A 19,642-nucleotide genomic window follows, 5' to 3' on the forward strand; every position below is an offset into this window, starting at 1 on the left:
ACGGATCCCGATCGCAGGGAATGCTTCTCCTGCTTGTTGCCGAGGATCCACTCGCGATTCGACTTCTTAATAGCCCCGCAATTGTCACAAATGATTTCTACCATGACCTCACGCTTCGAACGTTCGAGCCAGCCGCTCGGCTCTGATCTTTAGTTTCGGCTGTGCCTAGGCTGCCTTCGATCCTCTGCGCGGCATCTTCCTGCCACGGAGTTTTTTCTTCATTGAACTTCCAGCAATGTAAGCCTGTTTGCATTCGAGCGAACAGAAATGGATCGCGCCACGCTGGAGAATTCCAGAATCGTCCCAGCGATCGAAAAACGAAATTGATCGACTCACAGTTTGCGGCGTATCAACCTGCAAATCGTAGCCAAGAATCCATTCCTGCTGGCGCGGGTTCCTGATGGCACCACACGTATCGCAACTAATTCTGATCATGCGAGCTGCTCTTTTTCGATTTACTACCGCCTTTGATGCGCGGGCACCGATTGCCTGATGCATTCAGTGACTTTTCCAGCAGCTCACTATCCGCAGAGCACCACCTGAACTGAGTTTTGGAGTAGACTTCTTGCCGCTTCCGCCTGCTCTGGGCGAAGTAGTTTCACCTAAAGCGCTGCATGTTTCGGTGCGGCGACTTATGAAGTCCCGGTTGATGCTTTTCGCGTCCGCAGACTGCACAGGATTGAAATGCCTTGTTGCGAGATCGAGTATCTATGAAATCGAGGTGACTCCCCCATGCGCTCCATTCTCCGTGCTCTCCCGCTGTTGATACCTGCTCTGCTCACGATGATCGTGCCTGCCACACTGATGGCTTCGGGCAATATGCACAAGGTCAAACACGTCATCATCGTCATGCAGGAGAATCACTCCTTCGACAACTACTTTGGGGCGCTCGCGTACGCACCCGGCAGCCCGTATCACCAGCCCTCGGCTGCCCCTGGAGGCAGTCCCGCTGGCTGCCGGCAGAACGACCACGCTTGTGTCGACGGCCTGAGTTGCACTGCGGATGCAGCCGGCAATCTCACCTGCTCGAACTCCAACGTCGATGACGACGGCAGCATCGTCCACGCTTTCCACGATCCGCACGTCTGCGTGATTCCCGATTTGGACCATGGTTGGCCCGGCACGCATCACGAGATCAACTTCGCCGACGGCAACCTCACGCTGGTGCAGCCGCTCAACGACGGCTTCGTGCGCGTTAACGATGCATCGGAGCAGCACGACACGCTCGGAGAGAACGCTACTGAAGACGATACAATGGGTTTCTACAACCAGAACGAGATCCCGTTCTATTACGACCTGGCACAGAAATTCGCGATCAGCGATCGCTACTTCTCTTCCCTTCTCGGCCCCACATTTCCCAATCGCGCCTATTTCATGGCCGCAACTTCGTTCGGACACCTGAGCACGAATGAGATCATTCCGCCTCCCGGCGGTTACAAACCGATCACCGGTAGCATCTTCGACCTGATGGACACGCAGGGCGTGAGCTGGGTCGACTATTTCCAGGATCTGCCGCAGGCTGCTGACTTCCGCCTGTTTCCCCCGGTTCCGCCAGACCAGCATTTCCAGTCCGTGGCGCAATTTCTTGCGGAGGCCGCGGGAGCACCTGGCGCGAATGCGTTGCCGCAGGTGTCCTTCGTCGATCCCAATTTCGGATATTTCGGATTGGCGGTCGAGAATGACGAGCACCCACCAACCGACATTCGTCGCGGCCAGTTCTACGTCTCGCAAGTTGTGAATGCCGTGCGCAACGGCCCCTACTGGAAGGATTCAGTGATCTTCATCACCTACGACGAGCATGGCGGCTTCTACGATCACGCCAAGCCTCCGGCAGCGCCACAAGGTGGCGCGCTCAGTCCTGACGGAATCAATCCCGGACAATGCGAGGACCTATCGAATCCTCCTGCCAGCGAACAGCCCGGCGGCGGAGCTAATTGCTTCTTCAGCATGAGCGACGCGGCGGCGCTTTGCTCGAGCTTCAGTCCTACGGGTCCTTACCCAGCCGAGTGCGCCAACTTCAACCAACTCGGCGTCCGCGTGCCGTTTATCGCAGTCTCGCCGTTTTCGAAGCCACAGTACGTTTCGCATACCGTCGGCGACCACACTTCGTTGCTCTCATTCATTGAGACTGTGTTCATGGGAAGCGACGATGCCGTGCGCCCACACCTGACGCTGCGCGATCTCAATGCTAACCCGTTGCTCGACCTGTTCGATTTCAATGGTTCGCCGTCGTCGAATACGCCAGTTCAACAAGCGACACCGGCATTCCTGGACTGCACACCGTAACGCGCAGGTCCCAGCATTGTCGAATGTGAAGCGCAGCAAGAGCCATTGCATTCTTCTTTGGTCTGGCAACATGGAATCGAATATCAGTTGTTGAGTTTCGATAGAGCGCACAGTTCCATATTGGACCAGAGCGTTTTTATACCGCGTTGATCTCCAGCAAATTCGTGGGGTCCAAATCAGCGCCAATAAAAATTTTCATCATTTACTTTCAGCGACTTACAGCGCCAACTGACGGCGGGACTACACCTTGCAGTGGAATCAATGTGATAGCCTGCCAGTTTGCGCGTGGGCGCGTACATTCTTTGTGGGAGGAGAAACTCAAGGAGACACATGGCAAGAGGAACAGTGAAGTGGTTTAACGATTCGAAGGGCTACGGATTCATCACTCCGGATGACGGCGGCAAGGATCTGTTTGTTCATCACTCCGCAATTCAAGGTGGCGGCTTCAAGTCCCTCAAAGAAGGCCAGGCCGTCGAATACGACTCTGAGCGTGGGCAAAAAGGCCCGCAAGCGGTGAACGTGAGGCCCGTCTGAATCTCTGAGTTTGAGGCCAATGAGCTACCTGAGAATGGCAGCAATTCTACTCGCCTATGCGGACGAGTGTGTCGTCTAAAAGGAGGCCCTCAGCGGCCATTCGCGGTTAGTTGGGGCCCTCGATGAATTGCGTTCGGTAGGCCCGTTCCCGTTTTGGATTGCTGAGCATTCGAGCTATTTGGACGGGCTCTTCTGAGGAGCTGCGGAATCGAGATCGAGATTTAATTCGAGTACATTCACGCGGGGTTCACCTAAGAATCCGAACTGGCGTCCGTCGGTGTGCTTAGCGATCAGCGAACGAAGCTCGTCTTCGCTAATGCCCCTCACTTTGGCTAGTCGTGGGATCTGAAATCCGGCGCCTGCCGGCGTGATGTGTGGATCAAGTCCGGAGCCGGAGGTCGTTACCAAATCAATGGGTACAGGCTGCGAGGGATTCTCGGTCTTGTATTGAATCACGCTTACGTTCACGCGATCGATCAAGGCGTGGTTCGTGGGGCCCAGATTTGAGGCGCCCGAGTTTGCCGCGTCATATCCATTGCCCGCGGCGGAAGGACGAGAATGAAAGTAAGCCTCAGAGACGAACGTCTGGCCGATGATGCGAGAGCCGACTATCTTTCCATCTCGGGAGATAAGCTGGCCATTAGCTTTTTCGCGGAACAGGCCCTGCGCAAGCGCCGTGACAACGAACGGGTAGATGATGCCGAGGAGAATCGTTGCCACAATCGTCATCAAGATTGAGGTGATCAGATTGCGTTTCATTTCGGACTCCTATGCCAGACCAATGCGGGTGATGATCATGTCAATGCCTTTAATCCCAACGAACGGCGCGATGATTCCACCCACGCCGTAAATCCACAGATTTCGCCGCAGCAGCGCGGCGGCGCCCCTCGGTCGATACTTCACTCCGCGCAGCGCCAGCGGAATCAGCGCAATGATGATCAGCGCGTTGAAAATCACTGCCGACAGAATCGCCGATTCGGGAGTTCGCAGACGCATGATGTTCAGTGCGTTCAATACCGGGAATGTCGCCGCAAACATCGCTGGGATGATCGCGAAATATTTAGCAACGTCGTTCGCGATCGAGAACGTTGTGAGCGATCCGCGCGTCATCAGAAGCTGTTTGCCGATCTCGACGATCTCGATCAGTTTGGTTGGATTCGAGTCAAGATCGATCATGTTCCCGGCTTCCTTCGCCGCCTGCGTGCCCGTATTCATGGCAACACCGACATCTGCTTGAGCCAGTGCTGGAGCATCATTGGTTCCGTCGCCTGTCATGGCAACGAGTTTGCCGTCGGTCTGCTCGCGGCGGATGAGATCCATTTTGTCCTTCGGTGTTGCTTGGGCGAGGAAATCATCCACGCCAGCTTCGCGCGCAATGGCTGCGGCTGTGAGTGGATTATCACCAGTGATCATGACAGTGCGAATGCCCATGGCGCGGAGTTGGGTGAAGCGCTCTTTCATTCCTCCTTTGACAACATCTTTCAAGTGGATAACGCCCATTGCACGAGGTCCGTCAGTGACAACGAGGGGAGTACCCCCCGTGCGCGCGATGGTCTCAAGCGAAAGCTGCAACTCTCTGGGGATTTCCCCGCCGCATTCTTGCAAGTATCTCTGAATGGAGTCGGCAGCGCCCTTACGTACGCGTCTGCCATTGAGATTCACGCCTGACATTCGCGTTTGTGCCGTAAAGGGAACAAACTCAGCGTGAGGTTCTGAAAGCTCGCGTGCTCGCAAGTTGTATTTTTCTTTTGCCAAAACAACGATCGAGCGGCCTTCCGGCGTTTCGTCGGGCAGTGATGAGAGCTGCGCCGCATCGGCCAATTGATCTGCACTCACTCCCGGTGCGGGAATGAACTCGGCAGCTTGTCGATTGCCAAAGGTGATCGTGCCTGTCTTGTCCAGGAGCAGCGTGTTGACGTCGCCTGCAGCCTCGACGGCGCGGCCGGACATCGCAAGAACGTTGTGCTGAATTAATCGATCCATGCCGGCGATTCCGATCGCAGACAGCAGTCCGCCAATGGTTGTTGGAATCAGGCACACCAGCAACGAGACCAATACAAACACCGTTTGCGGGCTGCCTGAGTAGATCGCGAAGGGTTGCAGTGTAACCACCGCGAGCAGGAAGATGATTGTCAGTCCCGCGAGCAGAATGTTGAGCGCGATTTCATTCGGCGTCTTCTGACGTTCTGCGCCTTCGACCAGCGCAATCATGCGATCTAGGAATGTTTCGCCCGGATTCCTGGTAATGCTGATTTTGATCTGATCGGAAAGAACTCGGGTGCCGCCGGTAACCGCAGAGCGGTCTCCACCTGCCTCGCGAATCACAGGGGCGGACTCGCCAGTAATGGCGGATTCGTCCACTGAGGCGATGCCCTCAATGATTTCGCCATCGGATGGAATGAACTCGCCGGCGCAGCAGATCACGACATCGTCAGCGCGGAGTTTCGAACTGGGAATGGTTTCGATGGTGCCGTCGGGCATCAAGCGATTCGCTTGCGTCTCTGAACGTGCTTTGCGCAGCGTATCCGCCTGAGCTTTGCCGCGCCCTTCGGCCATGGCTTCCGCGAAGTTGGCGAACAGTACGGTGAACCACAACCAAAGAGTAATCTGCACGTTGAAATTAAAATCCGCGTGACTGGTGAAGAGTAGTGCGGTAGTGATCACACTGCCGACTTCGACCACGAACATCACGGGATTGCCCATCATCTTGCGCGGATTCAGCTTCAGTACCGAATCCCAAAGAGCACGGCGGACGATCTTCCATGCCCAAACAGCTTTCGACTTGGCCATGCTTACCTCGCTTCCTCAACTCTTCTCAACCACTACCGCTTCACTGCAATTCCTGACCACACTGCCCCAACCAATCCGAATGGCCACGCGCCCTGAAGGCATCCATAGGTCGAGCCCAGCAGGCATGAGAATGCAAATGCCAGAACAAACCAGTCGCTGCGGTCCTCGAGCGCGTAGGGGATCAACATCGCCGTCACCGCGAACAGCCCAAAAGCAGAAAGCAGCGTCATGCATTCTTATCTCCGATCAGAATGTTTTACCGGCTGCCATCAGCAGATGTTCAAGAATCGGCCCTAGGCTGAGGGCAGGAAAAAACGTGAGGGCTCCAACGATCAGGATTACTCCGATGAGCAGGGCGCTAAATAGCGGCGTCGTCACTGGAAACGTTCCCAATGATGGAGGCACATATTTCTTCCGGGCCAGATTACCCGCAATTCCCAGCGTGGGAATAATCATCAAGAAGCGCCCAATCAGGGTGTTCAGGCCCAGAGCCGTGTTGTAGTAAAGCGTATTGCCATTCAAACCACCGAATGCCGAGCCGTTGTTTGCGGCGGTTGAAGTGAACGCGTACAGAACCTGTGAAAGTCCGTGCGGACCAGGGTTGCTGACGCTGGTTGTTCCGAATTGATAGAGAACAGAGACAGAGGCGAATGACAGGATTGCGAGCGGAAATACCAGCGAAACCAACATCGCCATTTTCACGTCATAGGCCTCGATCTTCTTGCCCAGGTATTCCGGCGTGCGACCGACCATCAGCCCAGCGATGAATACGGCGAGCACAATGTAGATCAGAACGCCATACATTCCAGCGCCTACGCCGCCGAAGATTGTTTCGTTCAGCATCATGTTGGCAAGCGGAACCATTCCACCGATGGGCGTAAAGGAATCGTGAAATCCGTTCACAGCGCCACAGCTTGTGTCTGTGGTAATCGTGGCCCAAAGGGCAGAATTAGCGATCCCAAAACGGACCTCTTTCCCTTCCATGTTGCCGCCAGACTGCAACCTAGTTACGCGCTGATCGGTTCCGGCAAGTAATGGATTCCCGCGTGCCTCAGCCCAATAGGCGGTGATTACGCCTGCGAAGAAGAGAATTGCCATGGCGGACCACACTGCCCAGCCATGTCGCGGAGACCTCGTCATCCTACCGAGTGTGTATGTAAGTCCTGAGGAGATCGCGAACATGCAGAACATTTCGATCAGGTTTGAAAGCGGGGTAGGATTTTCGAATGGATGAGCGCTGTTGGCGTTAAAGAAGCCTCCGCCATTCGTTCCAAATTCCTTGATAATCTCCTGCGACGCGACCGGTCCTTGCGCGATGTTCTGATCGGTAACGGTGTCCATGACCGGCTTGCCGTTCGCGTCAACCATCGGCTTGCCGTCAGGACCTGTCTTCTGAATCTGCTGCGGTTCGACGAGCTTCGCAACGTCATACGGCCTAAAGTTCTGCGGCACTCCCTGCCACACCAGCAGCAACGCACCAAGAACACAAGCGGGCATCAATACCCAAAGAGTGCAGCGAACAAGATCAACCCAGAAATTGCCGATCGTTTCCTTCTCGCGCCGTACGATTCCGCGAATGAATGCAATCGCCAGCGCGATCCCGACTGCAGCAGAAACGAAGTTGTGGTAAGCGAGCCCGGCCATCTGCGTGAAGTAACTCATCGTGGTCTCGCCGCTGTAATTCTGCCAATTCGTATTCGTGGTGAATGAGGCGGCGGTATTGAAGGAAAGATCAGGAGCGACGTCGGCAAGCTTCTGCGGATTCCAGGGCAGGTGCAGTTGCACACGCTGCATGATGTAGAGCACGAGCATCGACACCGCGCTAAACAGCAGCATGGCGATTGCGTACTCGGTCCACCGCATTTCGCGGTTCTCATCGACTCCGGTTGTGCAATAGATCAGCTTCTCGATCGGACGCATGACCGGGTCCATGAAAGTGCGCTCGCGATTGAAGACGCGCGCCATGAAGATGCCGAGCGGTTTTGTGATCGCAAGCACCAGAGCGCAGAAGAACAGGATTTGAAACCATCCATGTACCGTCATCAGAACTTCTCCGGATGCAGCAAGGCGTAAAGCAGGTAAACCGTCAACAGAACGCAAATCACAAGCATCACAGCAGATTCGGTATGCAAGAGAACTCCTTACTTCGTCCGTTCACAAAAGTGAACGTAGGCGATCGAAAACGCGAAGAAAGCAATCGTTACCAAAATGAAAATCAGGTCTTTCATAGTTGCTCCTTACCATGCACGCGCTTGCGGCCCATCAAAACAGGATTCCCACTTCCATCACTCCGCGACGTTGGTTCGGATTCGTGCCCACCGGGCCGAAAGCGGCCCCGGGAGTAATACTGTTCGCGCGTACAAACGCGAGATCTCCGTGCGCAAAGAATCGGTGATATTGGAAAGTTGGCGTCAGCGTGAGCGACCACGCCGAGCTGCCCGGCCCGTACATCAAGTTGACGGAACCCTCTGCGCTGCTGCCGGTGCTTCCGAGATATTCGCCTCGACCTGCAAGCGAGAATCCGTGCTTCAGTCTGCGGCTTACGAGCAATGCGCCGCCATTCGTTGATGCTCCGTGGGCGATGCCGACAGCAGGATTCGTAGGAACGTTGCTGTATTGGTAGTAAGGTTGCATAACCCATCCGCTCTTCGTGTACGTGTATATCGCGGCGTAGATGACGCTGTTGTTCTGCACAGGCGTAGCGAGAGTCTGGAACGCTGTTTGTCGGAGATTGCCCATGCCAATGAATGACAGAGTATGTGCGCCGCTGACGTAAGTTAACGAACCGCTCAGCCAAGAGTAGCGATTGGAGTAGTAGCCATCGTTCCAGCTAAGCGACGCTGTAAATTTGCCGACCGCCTGGTTCACCTGGATTCCGCGATTGACATCGTTCTCCTGGTTCCACAACAGGCCGCGGTTAATGTTCATGTTCTGAAAATCGAACGTGTATTCCGCCCCTATCAATGTAGGCAATGAGCCGATCATCACGGATGTGTTCTTTGCGGGTGCCAGCTTCACGTACCAAACTGGAACTGGGCCAAAGAGATTGGAGAGTGCTTTGTCGGTTGCGAGGAAAGGAGTGCCAAGAGTAAGGATGTTGTAGACGCCGGCTTGAAGGTAAAACTGCCAAAAGTCGGTGGTCTTTTGTAGAAATATTTGACCGTTGCTGACAGCTGCCTGTGTCGCGTGATCACCGGCTACGTGATTCCCTTGCCAAACTCCCATCCCGCTCACGATCCCGTTCAAGTTCAGCTTGCCGAAGGGTCCGCTTTCAAAGACGATGGGAGGTGCCGCCTGAAGTGGTCCAGTAATGCTGGGCGTAGTGAGTGGTGTTGCGGCAGAAACGGTGGCCCCGCTGCTCGCACTTGTTTGGGAATCTGGAGAATCCTGACTATACCCCGCGGGGAGTGCCAAAAAGGAAAACGCAATGGCGATAAACAGCGCTGTGTTGGCGGGTTGCGTGAAAACGCCGCTCCGGCTTAATGCCGCAATTAACTTCGCAACCATCCAGCATCAATTTACGAACCGGGCGGTAAGGTGGGGCTAAGGCAGTCATAAAGATTTTGCTAAGAGCAGCTGATGCTTCGCAATGGAAACTTAAAGTACTGGACGCGCGGGCCAACTTCGACGGATTGCGGATTATGAGATAGCGAAGTTACTCGCCCGGAGTGAAGCGGTATCCGATCCAAGGTTCGGTAAGGATGTAGTGTTTATCGCCGCCTCCTTCGAGTTTTTTGCGGAGCTGGCCGATAAAGACGCGCAGGTATTCGTTTTGATTCACACTCTGTGCTCCCCAAACGGAACGCAAGAGCACCGCATGAGTGATGACCTTTTCCGGATGACGTGCAAAGTAGACGAGCAGATCAAACTCTTTTGGAGTAAGTCTGACCTCTTCACCGCGAACCAGGATTCGATGTCCTGCGAGATCGATTTTGAAATCCCCAACCTCGATTTCCTGCTCTTCCGCCGGCGGTGGAGAGAAGCGCCGCAGATTCGCTCGAACGCGGGCGAGCAGTTCATTCATGCTGAATGGTTTGGTGACGTAGTCGTCGGCGCCGGCGTCGAGCGCTTCGATTTTCGAGCGCTCCTCGCCCCTCACGGACAAAACGATGATCGGGACGTCGGATTTATTACGCACTCGCTTCGTGAGCTCAATTCCGCTGATGTTTGGCATGGAGAGATCGGTGATGACCAGCTCGGGCGGCCAGTCATTCACGACATCGAGTGCCGCCTCGGCGTCGTTGGCGACCCGAATCTCATAGCCATGACTGGAAAGGGTGGTGCGCAGCACGCGCGTGATCTGCGGCTCATCGTCCACCACGAGTATGCGACGGCCTGGCACTAATCTGCCCTTTGCGTAATGATATGCACGTCCACCGGCGGAGCATTCCGCATGAAACGCTGAATTGCTCCGAGATACAGATACTCGCGCCAGCCTCCGACTGCCGATCGTCCGAACACAACCTGGGTGATGTGCTCGTCGCGTACGAACTCAGCCACTGCGGAAGCGATGTCTTTTCCCTTCAGCCGCACAATCCTTCCCGAAAGATTTTCCACGAATTGGAAATTTGCATTCAAGCTGCGCGCGTTCTCCGGATTGCGATCTTTCTCCTGCTCCACATAAACGCAGAAAAAATCGGCATCGATACGATCGGCGATTCTCGCGCCTCGGGCAATGAGCTGCTGCGACTCAGGATGAGAGCTGATGCAGACTGCAATCTTCTCGCGTACGCCCCAGTTCTGATCGATGTTCTTTTTCTTGAGATATTCATCCAGGCTACGGTCAACTGCGTGGGTTACCTGACGTAACGCAAGTTCCCGCAAAGCTATGAGGTTTCCCCGTCGAAAAAAGTTCTTCAGTGCTTTTTCCGCGCGATCAAGCGGATAGATGTCGCCTCGCTGCATGCGCGTTTGCAGCGCCTCGGGAGTCAGATCCGCCATTACGATTTCATCAGCGCGTTGAAGTACCGAATCGGGAACAGTTTCCCGCACCTGAATTCCTGTGATGCTCTGAACCGTCGGGTTCATGCTCTCGAGATGCTGAATGTTCATCGTGGAGATAACGTCGATCTTATTATCGAGCAGGTCCAAAACATCTTCGTAACGCTTACGATGCTTGCTCCCTTCGACGTTGGTGTGCGCGAATTCATCGATAAGAGCCACCTGCGGCTTGCGTGCCATGATCGCATCCACGTCCATCTCCTCGAAGATGGCGCCTTTGTATTCGAGTTTGCGTCGCGGCACAACCTCCAACTGCTCAACTAATTCTGCGATGCCCTTGCGTCCGTGCGTCTCAATCAAGCCGATGACGACGTCCTCGCCACGGCGGTGCCGCCGAATTGCTTCGCTCAGCATGTTGTACGTCTTACCAACTCCGGGAGCGTAGCCGAGGATCAGCTTGAAAACCCCGACCCGCTTTTCCGGGGCGGTTTGCTCCAACCATTCTTCGGGTGTCTTTGGCACGGATTTACATTCTTGCGTGCGGCGTTGCAAGTTGTCTAATTCGGCTAAAATCGCCGCGTGCAATCTGCGCTGAAAAGAACGTTGAGATTCGCAGCCGTTGTCCTGGTTATCGCTGTTATTACATATCTCTGCAAGCGCGTGGTGAGGGTAAATCCAACTACTGTCGCGCTGTCCTTTTTGCTTGGAGTACTCATCGTTTCTGCTAATTGGGGCCTAACGGTTGCCGTGTTCATGTCGTTTGTTGCCGCCCTCGCTTTCAACTTCTTTTTTCTGCCTCCTGTCGGCACTTTCACCATCGCTGACACGCAAAACTGGGTAGCGCTGCTCGCGTTCCTGGTTACTGCTGTCGTCTCGAGCAATCTGTCTGAGCGTGTGCGGCGTGAAGCGCGTGAAGCGAATGCCCGTCGTCACGAAATGGAGCGGCTCTATTCCTTCAGCCAGCAGCTTTTGACAAGTGAAAATGTAGTCGAGTTACTGAACCTCATCCCCCGCTATCTGGCCGAGACATTCCAGGTGCGTGCCGCGTCCATCTACATCATTGATCGAGACCGTATATATCGCTTTACACATGCCGATCAAGAGATCGGGAACGATGAATTAAAGATGGCTGCCGCGCGATCTGAACTCGTGATCGATCGTGACCGCCACGTGAGCTTGGTTCCCATTCGCATGGGAACGCGCACAATAGGCGTTCTTGCCCTTGGTGGAAGTAGCTTTTCTCAAGAAACCCTGGAGGCCGTAGGAAGCCTGATTGCTGTGGCGATCGAACGTGCTGCGGCTGTCGAAAAGCTTACACATACAGAGGCCGCACGCGAGAGCGAGCGTCTGCGATCGGCGCTGCTCGATTCGGTGACGCACGAATTTCGTACGCCTCTCACGTCGATCAAAGCGTCGGTCAGCAGTCTTTTGAGCGAAGCGCAACTTGCTCCTGAACAGCGCCAAGAACTGCTTACGGTCATCGATGAAGAGAGCGAACGGCTAAACCGCCTTGTGGGTGAAGCAGTGGAGATGGCCCAGTTGGATGCTAAGGAGGTCAAACTTGAGCTTCGCCCGCATCCGATCCAAGACGTAATTGACACTGCTCTTGAAGAATCCAGGCAAATACTTGCCGGCAATCCAGTTGAGGTACGCGTTCCAGAACAACTTCCATTTGCTCTCATGGACGCTATGTGGATTACCAAAGTGCTCCGTCATCTTCTGGAGAATGCAGTCAAGTACTCGCAACCGGAATCGCCGATCTTTATCAGCTCTGAAGTAAAAGGCGACCGCCTCATCACGAACGTTGCCGACCGTGGAAGCGGAATCGATGACCTTGAGCGCTCACTTATTTTCGACAAATTTTACCGGGGACAAAGCCAGCGCTATCGTGTTCAGGGTACCGGAATGGGATTGGCTATTGTAAAAGCCATCGTCGAAGCACATGGCGGTCGCATTGACGTGGCCAGCCAGCTCGGACATGGCTCCGTCTTTTCTTTCAGCTTGCCAATCGCCTCTTAACAGAGGAAATCAACTTCGAGATTCTGAGCGACTTATTTTGCAATTTCTGCGACATCGATTTTTCTTTCGGCTGCTGACTCCTTGTCTGGCTTGAGCTCACGGATATCTTCAATAAAGGTGACAATCACAACGATCGCAGAACCGACAATCCCCAAGCCAAACAACGTCACAAAGATATCAGTAATGATCCGCAGCATCCTTTAGTCATGCTGAAGAAATGCCTATAAATAATGCATAAAGAAACCATAATGAGTTTGGCAGCAACGGGGAGTGAACCGAGATCTAGTTCGTTTGATTACGTTCCTGATCTAAGCTGAGCGGAGGCTCGCGTCGCAATTGGCTAGCTGCAAACAGCGAGAGCCCTGAATGAGTGGTTAAGATCAGCGCTATAGCGTTGTAGGCATCCCGCTTCCGTCAACGATGACTAACATGCACATCTCACGTGCGCGCGCTGACAATGCTTCGGGGATTTAGCGCGTTTGGGAATCGTCACCATTTTTCGCGCCTTGCTGCCTGTTCCGTCGCGACCAGCCCGTCCCATGACCAGTGTGGGATGATGAGGCCGTTCGGCACGTCGTCGCCGGACCGGTAGTAGCGGGACATGGTTGTCGTGGTCGCCCAGGCGAAATAATCGTGCAGCACTTGTCGCAAAACATCGTGGTTGGCCAATCCAACATCGGCGAGAGCCACATCGAAGCAGGCAATCGCACGGCGATTCATTTCATCGTGCTCCCCGTTCCCACTGTGCATCTTGACCACCGTGGTCTCGTCACCATAAGAATCGGAATACGCGGTGGGACCACCGAGAGCTTCGGCCCAATAAGCGGCGAGGCGCTCGACGTGCTGAGGGTGGAAGCCATGGCTGAACGCATGTGCCAGCTTCGTTGCCACCGGCTGCCTCGAAGACCGTCTGCATGTGCAGATGATGACAATCCTTTCGCTCCAACGCAAGACGCTAAGGCCGGTGCAAAAACGCTGACGCGCTCACAGGCTGATCCGACACGGCGAGCTGCAGTTGAGTGCGGAGCCCACCGCGCTGTGACAACCGGAATCCGCTGCCAGGGAAAATCGTCCGACGGCTAAAATCTCGCCCTGGACGTGACTGCGTTCGGCCATCACAGAACATGGCCCATAGCGGAGGCTTGAGGATGGTCCCGCTGCGCGATGGCGAAAAGAACGAGTTCTACTCGCGTTGCGACTCCAAGCTTTTCGAAGATGCGGAATAGATAATTCTTGACGGTATGTTCGCTGAGCGAAAGATGCTTTGAGATCTCTCGGTTGCTCAGCCCCTCGGCCACTAAACGAACTACTTGCGCTTCGCGGGCGGAGAGCAGGGTTCGGCCCTTCGCGTCCACAATGTTGATCGGTTTAATCCTGCGGAGTTCCTCCAGGACCGAATGCAATTCTTGCGAGCTGGCCCAGATCTGACCTGCGTGCACGCTCTCGATACAACGTGCCAGAAGTTGGGGAGAATAGAAGCGATGAAATACACCTGCGACTCCGGCGCGAAAGCTTTCGACTACCAGCTTAGGATCCCCTTGCTCCAACAGAACGACACTCCTGATGTGTGGTGCGCGCAACCGCAGCATGCGTACAACGTTGAGAGCGCTCAACGAACCACCTGCCAGCGAGATGGCTAGAACGGCAACATCGAAGGATTCCCGGCTGATCTCCTCAACGCAGTCGTCGGGATTCAGGGACTTGGCAACTGTGACTTCGAATCGTGGATTGCGGAAGCGTCGCAAGGCGTCGGCTAAAAGCTGGCTGGCCATTGGCGAGGCATCAGCCACGTAGAGACGAATCATTCCAGAGCTCCATTCGGCCCCTTGTTTCTCAAAGCTCAGGAAGCCTGCTCTGACATGTTATTGATTCAGAGTTCCTGTCCCGAGATGTTCCAGATGTTCACAGTTTAGTAAAGGGCTGCCCATTGCCGTGGAGAACGCCCCTATGCCGGGCTCCCCCTGTCGGATTCGGAGAGTTCGGTGACACTCCTGTTCATTTTTTTGCGCGGCCCTCACCCATCTCCTTCCTTTATTTGTAAACGGCCGATAATGGCGCCCGTCCGTTTCTGAGACGACTTGCTCTGCCTCGCAGGAGTAAATCTTCTCTATCTGCACCGGAGACAGAAAACCCTCTGGAACGTCGAGCACGAAAGTTTTTCAACTGAGGGAACTCTGAATCTAGCTGCGGCCCTGAGAGATCCCATCGAATTGTTCGAACGAGTTAACCAGGTAATCACTGGGAGCGCCACCCGGTGATGACCGAAATCGGCAGGTGCACGTGGACAAAAGAAAGTGTGCGCGGTATCGACTCGATCTGCCCGTTACCTATATGTGGCGCGAAAGCTCCGGAGAGTGTGCTCATGCGGCGGGGTTTATTCGAGACATCTCTGCAAACGGAATGCTGGTGCTGGGCGGCGAGTGTCCGCCCGCCGAGGCGCAGGTTTGGTGTGAGGTGATGCTGCCTCCTTCTTATAGCCGCGATTCGATTCGCCGTCTGCGCGCTGCCGGTCCTGTGGTCCGTATTGCAAATTCCCCTGGTGAGGAATATGCAAACGGCTTCGCTATCCAGGGCTCACCGTTCCTGCTCACTGCCGAAGCCGATAAAGCGGAGTGGGTTCGACTGATCGCCGATCAGCAACAAGCGCGCGCCAGGGAACAGGACACGGGCGCGCAGGCAGGAGGTTCGCGATGAGACTTCGTACCGCATTGATGGTCTGCGTATGTCTGATGTGTGGAATCGGCCATGGCTATTCCCAGTCGACATTGGCGACCGCGAGTGAGTTGCCCTCGCAAGCGAGCCCAGAGCCGGAAGGCACGGTCTCTCCGCAATTTACTGAGCGTCATCCCCGATACAAATTGCGTCCCGGAGATGTGCTCGAGCTCACATTTGAGTTGAGTCCCGAATTGAACCAGCAGATCTCGGTGCAACCGGATGGATTCGTCACGCTAAAGCAAGTAGGCGATTTTTACGTGGCTGGGGAGTCCGTTCCTAAATTCAGAGAATCGGTAACGACTGCCTACAGCAAATTCCTGCACGATCCGATCATCACGGTCGATCTGAAGGATTTCGAGAAGCCATTCTTCACCGCGGGAGGAATGGTTGCGCACCCAGGCAAGTACGAGATGCGCGGAGACGTGACTCTGGTGGAGGCTCTCGCGCAGGCAGGCGGCCTCACCGAAGAATCGAAGCACTCGCAGGTGCTGCTCTTCCGTCGAGTATCGCAGGATTGGGCACAAGCGAAGGTGATCGATGTAAAGAAGATGCTGAACCACAAAACTCTGGCCGAGGACATTCATCTGCAACCGGGGGACATGATTTTCGTTCCACAAAATCGTGTTTCCAAGATTCGCAAATTCATTCCTACGGCGGGTCTCAGCATGTACTCGCCGATCCCATGAAGGAGCACGCCATGCCAGAAGCCCTAGTACTGAGCACGAAGAGCGATGGGATACGGTCATACACCGCGCGCGAAGTGGCGGTCATTATCTTCCGACATCGTCGGGTGGCTACCCTCTGCTTCGCCGGCGTTTTTCTCGGAGCGTTGATTGCGGCGCTGATTCTGCCCAGCTATCGGGCGGAGATGAAATTCCTGGTGAAACGTGAACGCGTTGATCCAGTCATCAGCGGCGACCAAAGCACCAGCCAGATTCAGATCGCGAGTCCGGAGATCACCGAGCAGGAGATGAACTCGGAGGTGGAGTTGCTGACCAGCGAGGATCTCTTACAACAGGTCGTACTGGCCAATCATCTCGAGAAATCGGTCGGCTCTTCCTGGTTCCACAAAAATGATCAGGAACGAAAGGTTGCGATTGCGGTTCGAAAACTTCGCTCGCACCTGCAGGTCGAAGCTGTACGCAAGACCAACATCGTGAATGTCACGCTTTCGTCGCGCAATCCGAAGCAGGCTGCTGACGTTCTCTCCTCTTTGGCAAATCTCTATCTGGAAAAACATACCCAGGTCATGCGTCCCGGCGGCCAGTATGTGTTTTTCGCGCAACAGACTGAGGAAGCCAAGAAGGAGCTGACCGAGGCGGAGGAGCGGCTGCAGGCGTTCAACCGCGCACAACGCGTGGTTGCTCCCGAAATGGAACGGGACAATACCTTGGACAAGCTTTCGGACATCAGCCTGTCGCTCGAACAGACGCGGGCTGCTATCGGTGAAGCCGAAGACAGGATCGACGCTCTCAAACGTTTGCAAAGATCTATGCCTGCGAGGATCACCACGCAGTTGCGCGAGGGAGACAATCCGCAGCTCATGCAGCAACTCAAGAGCACACTGCTGAACCTGCAATTGAAGAGGACCGAGTTGCTGACGAAATTTCAGCCGAGCTATCCACTTGTACAGGAAGTCGACCGCCAGATCACCGAGACGCAAACTGCGATTGCGGCCGAGAATGCCCGCCCGGTTCGGGAAGAGACCACGGATCAGAATCCTACGGAAGCCTGGGTACGTGGAGAGCTGGCAAAGGCAAATGCCGACTTGAGTGGACTCAGGGCACGCGAAGACGAGCAACGCACATCGGTTGCCAGCTTCCAATCGAGAGCGCGCTTGCTCAACGATAAAGGCATCGTGCAGCAGGATCTGCTGCGAGCAGCGAAAGCAGCCGAGCAAAATTATCTGCTCTACCTGAAAAAACGAGAGGAATCGCGCATCACCGACGCCCTCGACCGCCGCCGGATCCTTAACGTGGCGATTGCGCAGGAGCCGCTCGTGCCGGCGCTGCCGGCTCACTCCGGAGGCTGGTATCTGCTGATCGGAACGATGTTTGCGCTTCTGGCGGCTGTGGGATCTACTTTCGGCGCCGAATACTTCGATGACAGCTTCCGCACGCCGGAAGAGATCAGGCGTGAGCTCCGCCTGCCCGTCATCGCCGCCGTTCCTTACTGTCCTCCACTGGAACTGGAAACAGATTTGCCGAACCTCGAGTCCGGCCAGGAGGTCGCGTGATGCTGCTCGACTACTTCCGCCTTCGAGAACAGCCATTCGGTGTTACGCCCGATCCGCGCTTCTTTTATCCGTCTGATACGCACCGCGAAGCGATGGCCTCTCTGCTCTACGGAGTTCAGTCAGAGCGGGCTTTCATGGCCATGGTCGCTCAGCCCGGAATGGGAAAGACGATGCTGCTCTTCCATCTCCTGGAGCAGCTCGGGAGCGGCGTTCGTACCGCATTTCTATTCCAGACGCAATGCGACTCACGCGAATTGCTTGGCTACTTGCTCACCGATCTCGGATTGAAAGTACAGGCATACGATCCCATCCAGATGCACGAACAATTAAAAGAAGAACTGCTGAGGGAAGCTCGTGCTGGACGTCGAGTCGTGGTGATTATCGACGAGGCTCAGAATCTCGATAAATCCGTTTTGGAAACAGTGCGTCTGCTATCGGACTTTGAGTGTCCCAGCCGCAAGCTCATGCAGATCATCCTCGCGGGGCAGCCGCAGTTGTCGCAGAAGATCGGAAGTCCCGAGTTGATACAACTGCGTCAGCGCTTGTCGATGATCATTCAGATTCGGCCTCTCACCGGAAAAGATGTGGCGACTTATATCGCACGTCGCCTGCAGGTCGCGGGCTATGCAGGTCCTGCACTATTTTCGCCTGAAGCCGTAGGCATGATCGCGGTGCGAAGCCGTGGAATCCCGCGCATTATCAATAACTATTGTTTCAACGCGCTGTCGCTGGCTTTCGCGATGAAGAAGACTGGGATTGATGGCGACGTCGTAAGCGAAGTCGCCCACGATCTTGAGCTGGTGGATCTCTACGCCGACGGTACAACCAATCCCGAGAGCAACGACATAATCCCGATCGAACTCCCGGTACTTCCGCCGGAACCGCGGGCTGCTGTTCCGATTCGGGCATCGGCACACTGGATTGCGAGCGAGGCCGCCGCAATGAACACGGCGCCAATTTCTCCCGAAAGCATGGGGATTCGCGATCTTCGTTCAGCGGCGCTGCCCAGCTACAACGTCGATACCAGCAAACCACCTGTGAAGCTAACACCCAGGGCTGTTCCGCGCCGCGAGCGTAATCGGTCAGCTTCCTCCCTGGCAGTCGCGAGAAAGAGGCTGCGGTCGAGAAGCGCTCGGCTCGATGCCCTTGGACGTGAAGTTGGCAGGCAGTTGAGAGGTATCTCTGCTTTTGTGATCCGGCTGACAGGTCTTGAAATTACTCGCGACCGCCTTCCCGCGATGACCGTGAAGTCAGAATCACCGCGAGTGCCCGAGATTTCGCCGCGCCAGATTGTAGAGCAGGCCGGAGCCGGCTACATGGAAGGAGCGAACGTATGAGCCGAAATTTCGAGCTCTTGCACCAACTGAACGGTCCAACGAACGCGGACGTCTCCGCGAACGTCTTAGCAACGCCCGTCTTCCATGAACCTGCCGCTGAAAAGGCGCGGTTGATCCCGCAGGAGCGCACCGCCGATCTGCTCACCGTTCGCGAACTCGAAGAAGAAAAACTTGTGCACTCCCTGTTCTTCGAAACGCAACCCAGCCCCCGAGTCGTGGTGTTCACCGGCCTGGACGCCGGCAGCGGAGCCACATCGCTATGTTCGCGCGCTGGAGCGTTGCTCGCTTCGAAGACCACCGGTTCGGTTTGCCTGGTCGACGCGAACCTGCGCCATCCGGCATTGCACCTGGGTTTCGGAGTTGAAAATCAGGCAGGGCTGGTGGATGCGCTACTTGAAGTAGGAACGATTAACAGTTTCGCGCGGCCGTTGGAACACGAAAGGCTTTGGATGGTATCAGCGGGCACAGAAGTTCCGGATGCGCACACGCTGCTTGCCTCCGAGAGACTCGCAGCATACGTCAACGAATTGCGTGAGAACTTTGATTACGTACTCGTCGATTCTCCGGCGGCATCGTTGTATACGGATTCGCTGGTGCTCGGGGCAATTAGTGATGGTGTGGCGCTCGTGCTCAAGGCAAATGTTAGCCGGCGGGCGACTGCAAGCAAGATTGTTGGGGACTTTGCCGGAGCCGGCGTACGCGTGTTGGGAGCTGTGTTGAACCAACGCACGTTCCCGGTTCCGAGCGCGATTTATAGCTGGCTGTAAGTTCCCCAGTAGCAGCC

Annotated in this window: 18 protein-coding genes; 8 read left to right on the plus strand and 10 right to left on the minus strand. The window is 55.3% G+C overall.

Annotated elements, in window-relative coordinates; genetic code table 11:
* Positions 1-732: 732 nt before the first annotated feature.
* Positions 733-2,286 (plus strand): alkaline phosphatase family protein, encoded by a 1,554-nt coding sequence (locus VFU50_20655; protein HEU5235279.1) that lies wholly within the window; start codon positions 733-735, stop codon positions 2,284-2,286.
* 330 nt (positions 2,287-2,616) lie between these two features.
* Positions 2,617-2,820 (plus strand): cold-shock protein, encoded by a 204-nt coding sequence (locus VFU50_20660; GenBank protein HEU5235280.1) that lies wholly within the window; start codon positions 2,617-2,619, stop codon positions 2,818-2,820.
* Positions 2,821-2,994: 174 nt separating this feature from the next.
* Here the strand turns inward: VFU50_20660 and kdpC are convergent, their stop codons facing one another.
* The 7 genes from kdpC to VFU50_20695 all read right to left on the minus strand — a co-directional run bounded on the left by kdpC (position 2,995) and on the right by VFU50_20695 (position 11,073).
* Positions 2,995-3,579, minus strand: a complete 585-nt coding sequence (gene kdpC / locus VFU50_20665; protein HEU5235281.1) for a potassium-transporting ATPase subunit KdpC — start codon at positions 3,577-3,579, stop codon at positions 2,995-2,997.
* A gap of 9 nt (positions 3,580-3,588) precedes the next feature.
* The gene (kdpB, locus tag VFU50_20670) at positions 3,589-5,610 is read right to left on the minus strand and encodes a potassium-transporting ATPase subunit KdpB (protein ID HEU5235282.1); all 2,022 of its coding nucleotides are present in this window, start codon (positions 5,608-5,610) and stop codon (positions 3,589-3,591) included.
* Between the two features lie 32 nt (positions 5,611-5,642).
* Positions 5,643-5,840 (minus strand): hypothetical protein, encoded by a 198-nt coding sequence (locus tag VFU50_20675; protein HEU5235283.1) that lies wholly within the window; start codon positions 5,838-5,840, stop codon positions 5,643-5,645.
* Positions 5,841-5,856: 16 nt separating this feature from the next.
* Positions 5,857-7,653 carry a potassium-transporting ATPase subunit KdpA gene (kdpA, locus tag VFU50_20680; GenBank protein ID HEU5235284.1) on the minus strand — a complete coding sequence of 599 codons (1,797 nt, stop codon included), beginning with the start codon at positions 7,651-7,653 and terminating at the stop codon, positions 5,857-5,859.
* Between the two features lie 219 nt (positions 7,654-7,872).
* Entirely contained in the window at positions 7,873-9,117 is a 1,245-nt protein-coding gene (locus VFU50_20685; protein ID HEU5235285.1) for an outer membrane beta-barrel protein, read from the minus strand.
* Between the two features lie 148 nt (positions 9,118-9,265).
* Positions 9,266-9,952, minus strand: coding sequence for a response regulator transcription factor (locus VFU50_20690; protein ID HEU5235286.1), 687 nt, complete (start codon positions 9,950-9,952; stop codon positions 9,266-9,268).
* Entirely contained in the window at positions 9,952-11,073 is a 1,122-nt protein-coding gene (locus VFU50_20695; GenBank protein ID HEU5235287.1) for a histidine kinase, read from the minus strand. The genes VFU50_20690 and VFU50_20695 overlap by 1 nt, the downstream gene beginning before the upstream one ends.
* 81 nt (positions 11,074-11,154) lie before the next feature.
* Here VFU50_20695 and VFU50_20700 point away from each other — a divergent pair, with 81 nt between their 5' ends.
* Positions 11,155-12,570: a DUF4118 domain-containing protein gene (locus VFU50_20700; protein ID HEU5235288.1), complete on the plus strand. Its 1,416-nt coding sequence runs from the start codon at positions 11,155-11,157 to the stop codon at positions 12,568-12,570.
* A gap of 32 nt (positions 12,571-12,602) precedes the next feature.
* On the opposite strand, the gene VFU50_20705 is transcribed toward VFU50_20700, so the two are convergent.
* From VFU50_20705 to VFU50_20715, 3 genes are all read right to left on the minus strand, one after another.
* Entirely contained in the window at positions 12,603-12,767 is a 165-nt protein-coding gene (locus tag VFU50_20705; GenBank protein ID HEU5235289.1) for a hypothetical protein, read from the minus strand.
* 292 nt (positions 12,768-13,059) lie between these two features.
* Positions 13,060-13,461, minus strand: a complete 402-nt coding sequence (locus VFU50_20710) for a hypothetical protein (GenBank protein HEU5235290.1) — start codon at positions 13,459-13,461, stop codon at positions 13,060-13,062.
* A 224-nt stretch (positions 13,462-13,685) separates the two neighbouring features.
* The gene (locus VFU50_20715; protein HEU5235291.1) at positions 13,686-14,375 is read right to left on the minus strand and encodes a response regulator transcription factor; all 690 of its coding nucleotides are present in this window, start codon (positions 14,373-14,375) and stop codon (positions 13,686-13,688) included.
* Positions 14,376-14,850: 475 nt separating this feature from the next.
* Here VFU50_20715 and VFU50_20720 point away from each other — a divergent pair, with 475 nt between their 5' ends.
* The 5 genes from VFU50_20720 to VFU50_20740 are packed head-to-tail and all read left to right on the plus strand — an operon-like array spanning position 14,851 to position 19,625.
* Positions 14,851-15,264: a PilZ domain-containing protein gene (locus VFU50_20720; GenBank protein ID HEU5235292.1), complete on the plus strand. Its 414-nt coding sequence runs from the start codon at positions 14,851-14,853 to the stop codon at positions 15,262-15,264.
* Positions 15,261-15,971 carry a polysaccharide biosynthesis/export family protein gene (locus tag VFU50_20725; protein ID HEU5235293.1) on the plus strand — a complete coding sequence of 237 codons (711 nt, stop codon included), beginning with the start codon at positions 15,261-15,263 and terminating at the stop codon, positions 15,969-15,971. Before VFU50_20720 ends, VFU50_20725 begins: the two co-directional genes overlap by 4 nt.
* An 11-nt stretch (positions 15,972-15,982) precedes the next feature.
* On the plus strand, positions 15,983-17,521 hold the full coding sequence (locus VFU50_20730; GenBank protein ID HEU5235294.1) for a hypothetical protein: 1,539 nt from the start codon (positions 15,983-15,985) through the stop codon (positions 17,519-17,521).
* The gene (locus VFU50_20735; GenBank protein ID HEU5235295.1) at positions 17,521-18,858 is read left to right on the plus strand and encodes an AAA family ATPase; all 1,338 of its coding nucleotides are present in this window, start codon (positions 17,521-17,523) and stop codon (positions 18,856-18,858) included. The genes VFU50_20730 and VFU50_20735 overlap by 1 nt, the downstream gene beginning before the upstream one ends.
* On the plus strand, positions 18,855-19,625 hold the full coding sequence (locus VFU50_20740) for a CpsD/CapB family tyrosine-protein kinase (GenBank protein HEU5235296.1): 771 nt from the start codon (positions 18,855-18,857) through the stop codon (positions 19,623-19,625). The genes VFU50_20735 and VFU50_20740 overlap by 4 nt, the downstream gene beginning before the upstream one ends.
* Positions 19,626-19,642 lie beyond the last annotated feature (17 nt).

The sequence above is a fragment of the Terriglobales bacterium genome (genome assembly GCA_035764005.1).
GTDB lineage: Bacteria > Acidobacteriota > Terriglobia > Terriglobales > Acidobacteriaceae > Gp1-AA112.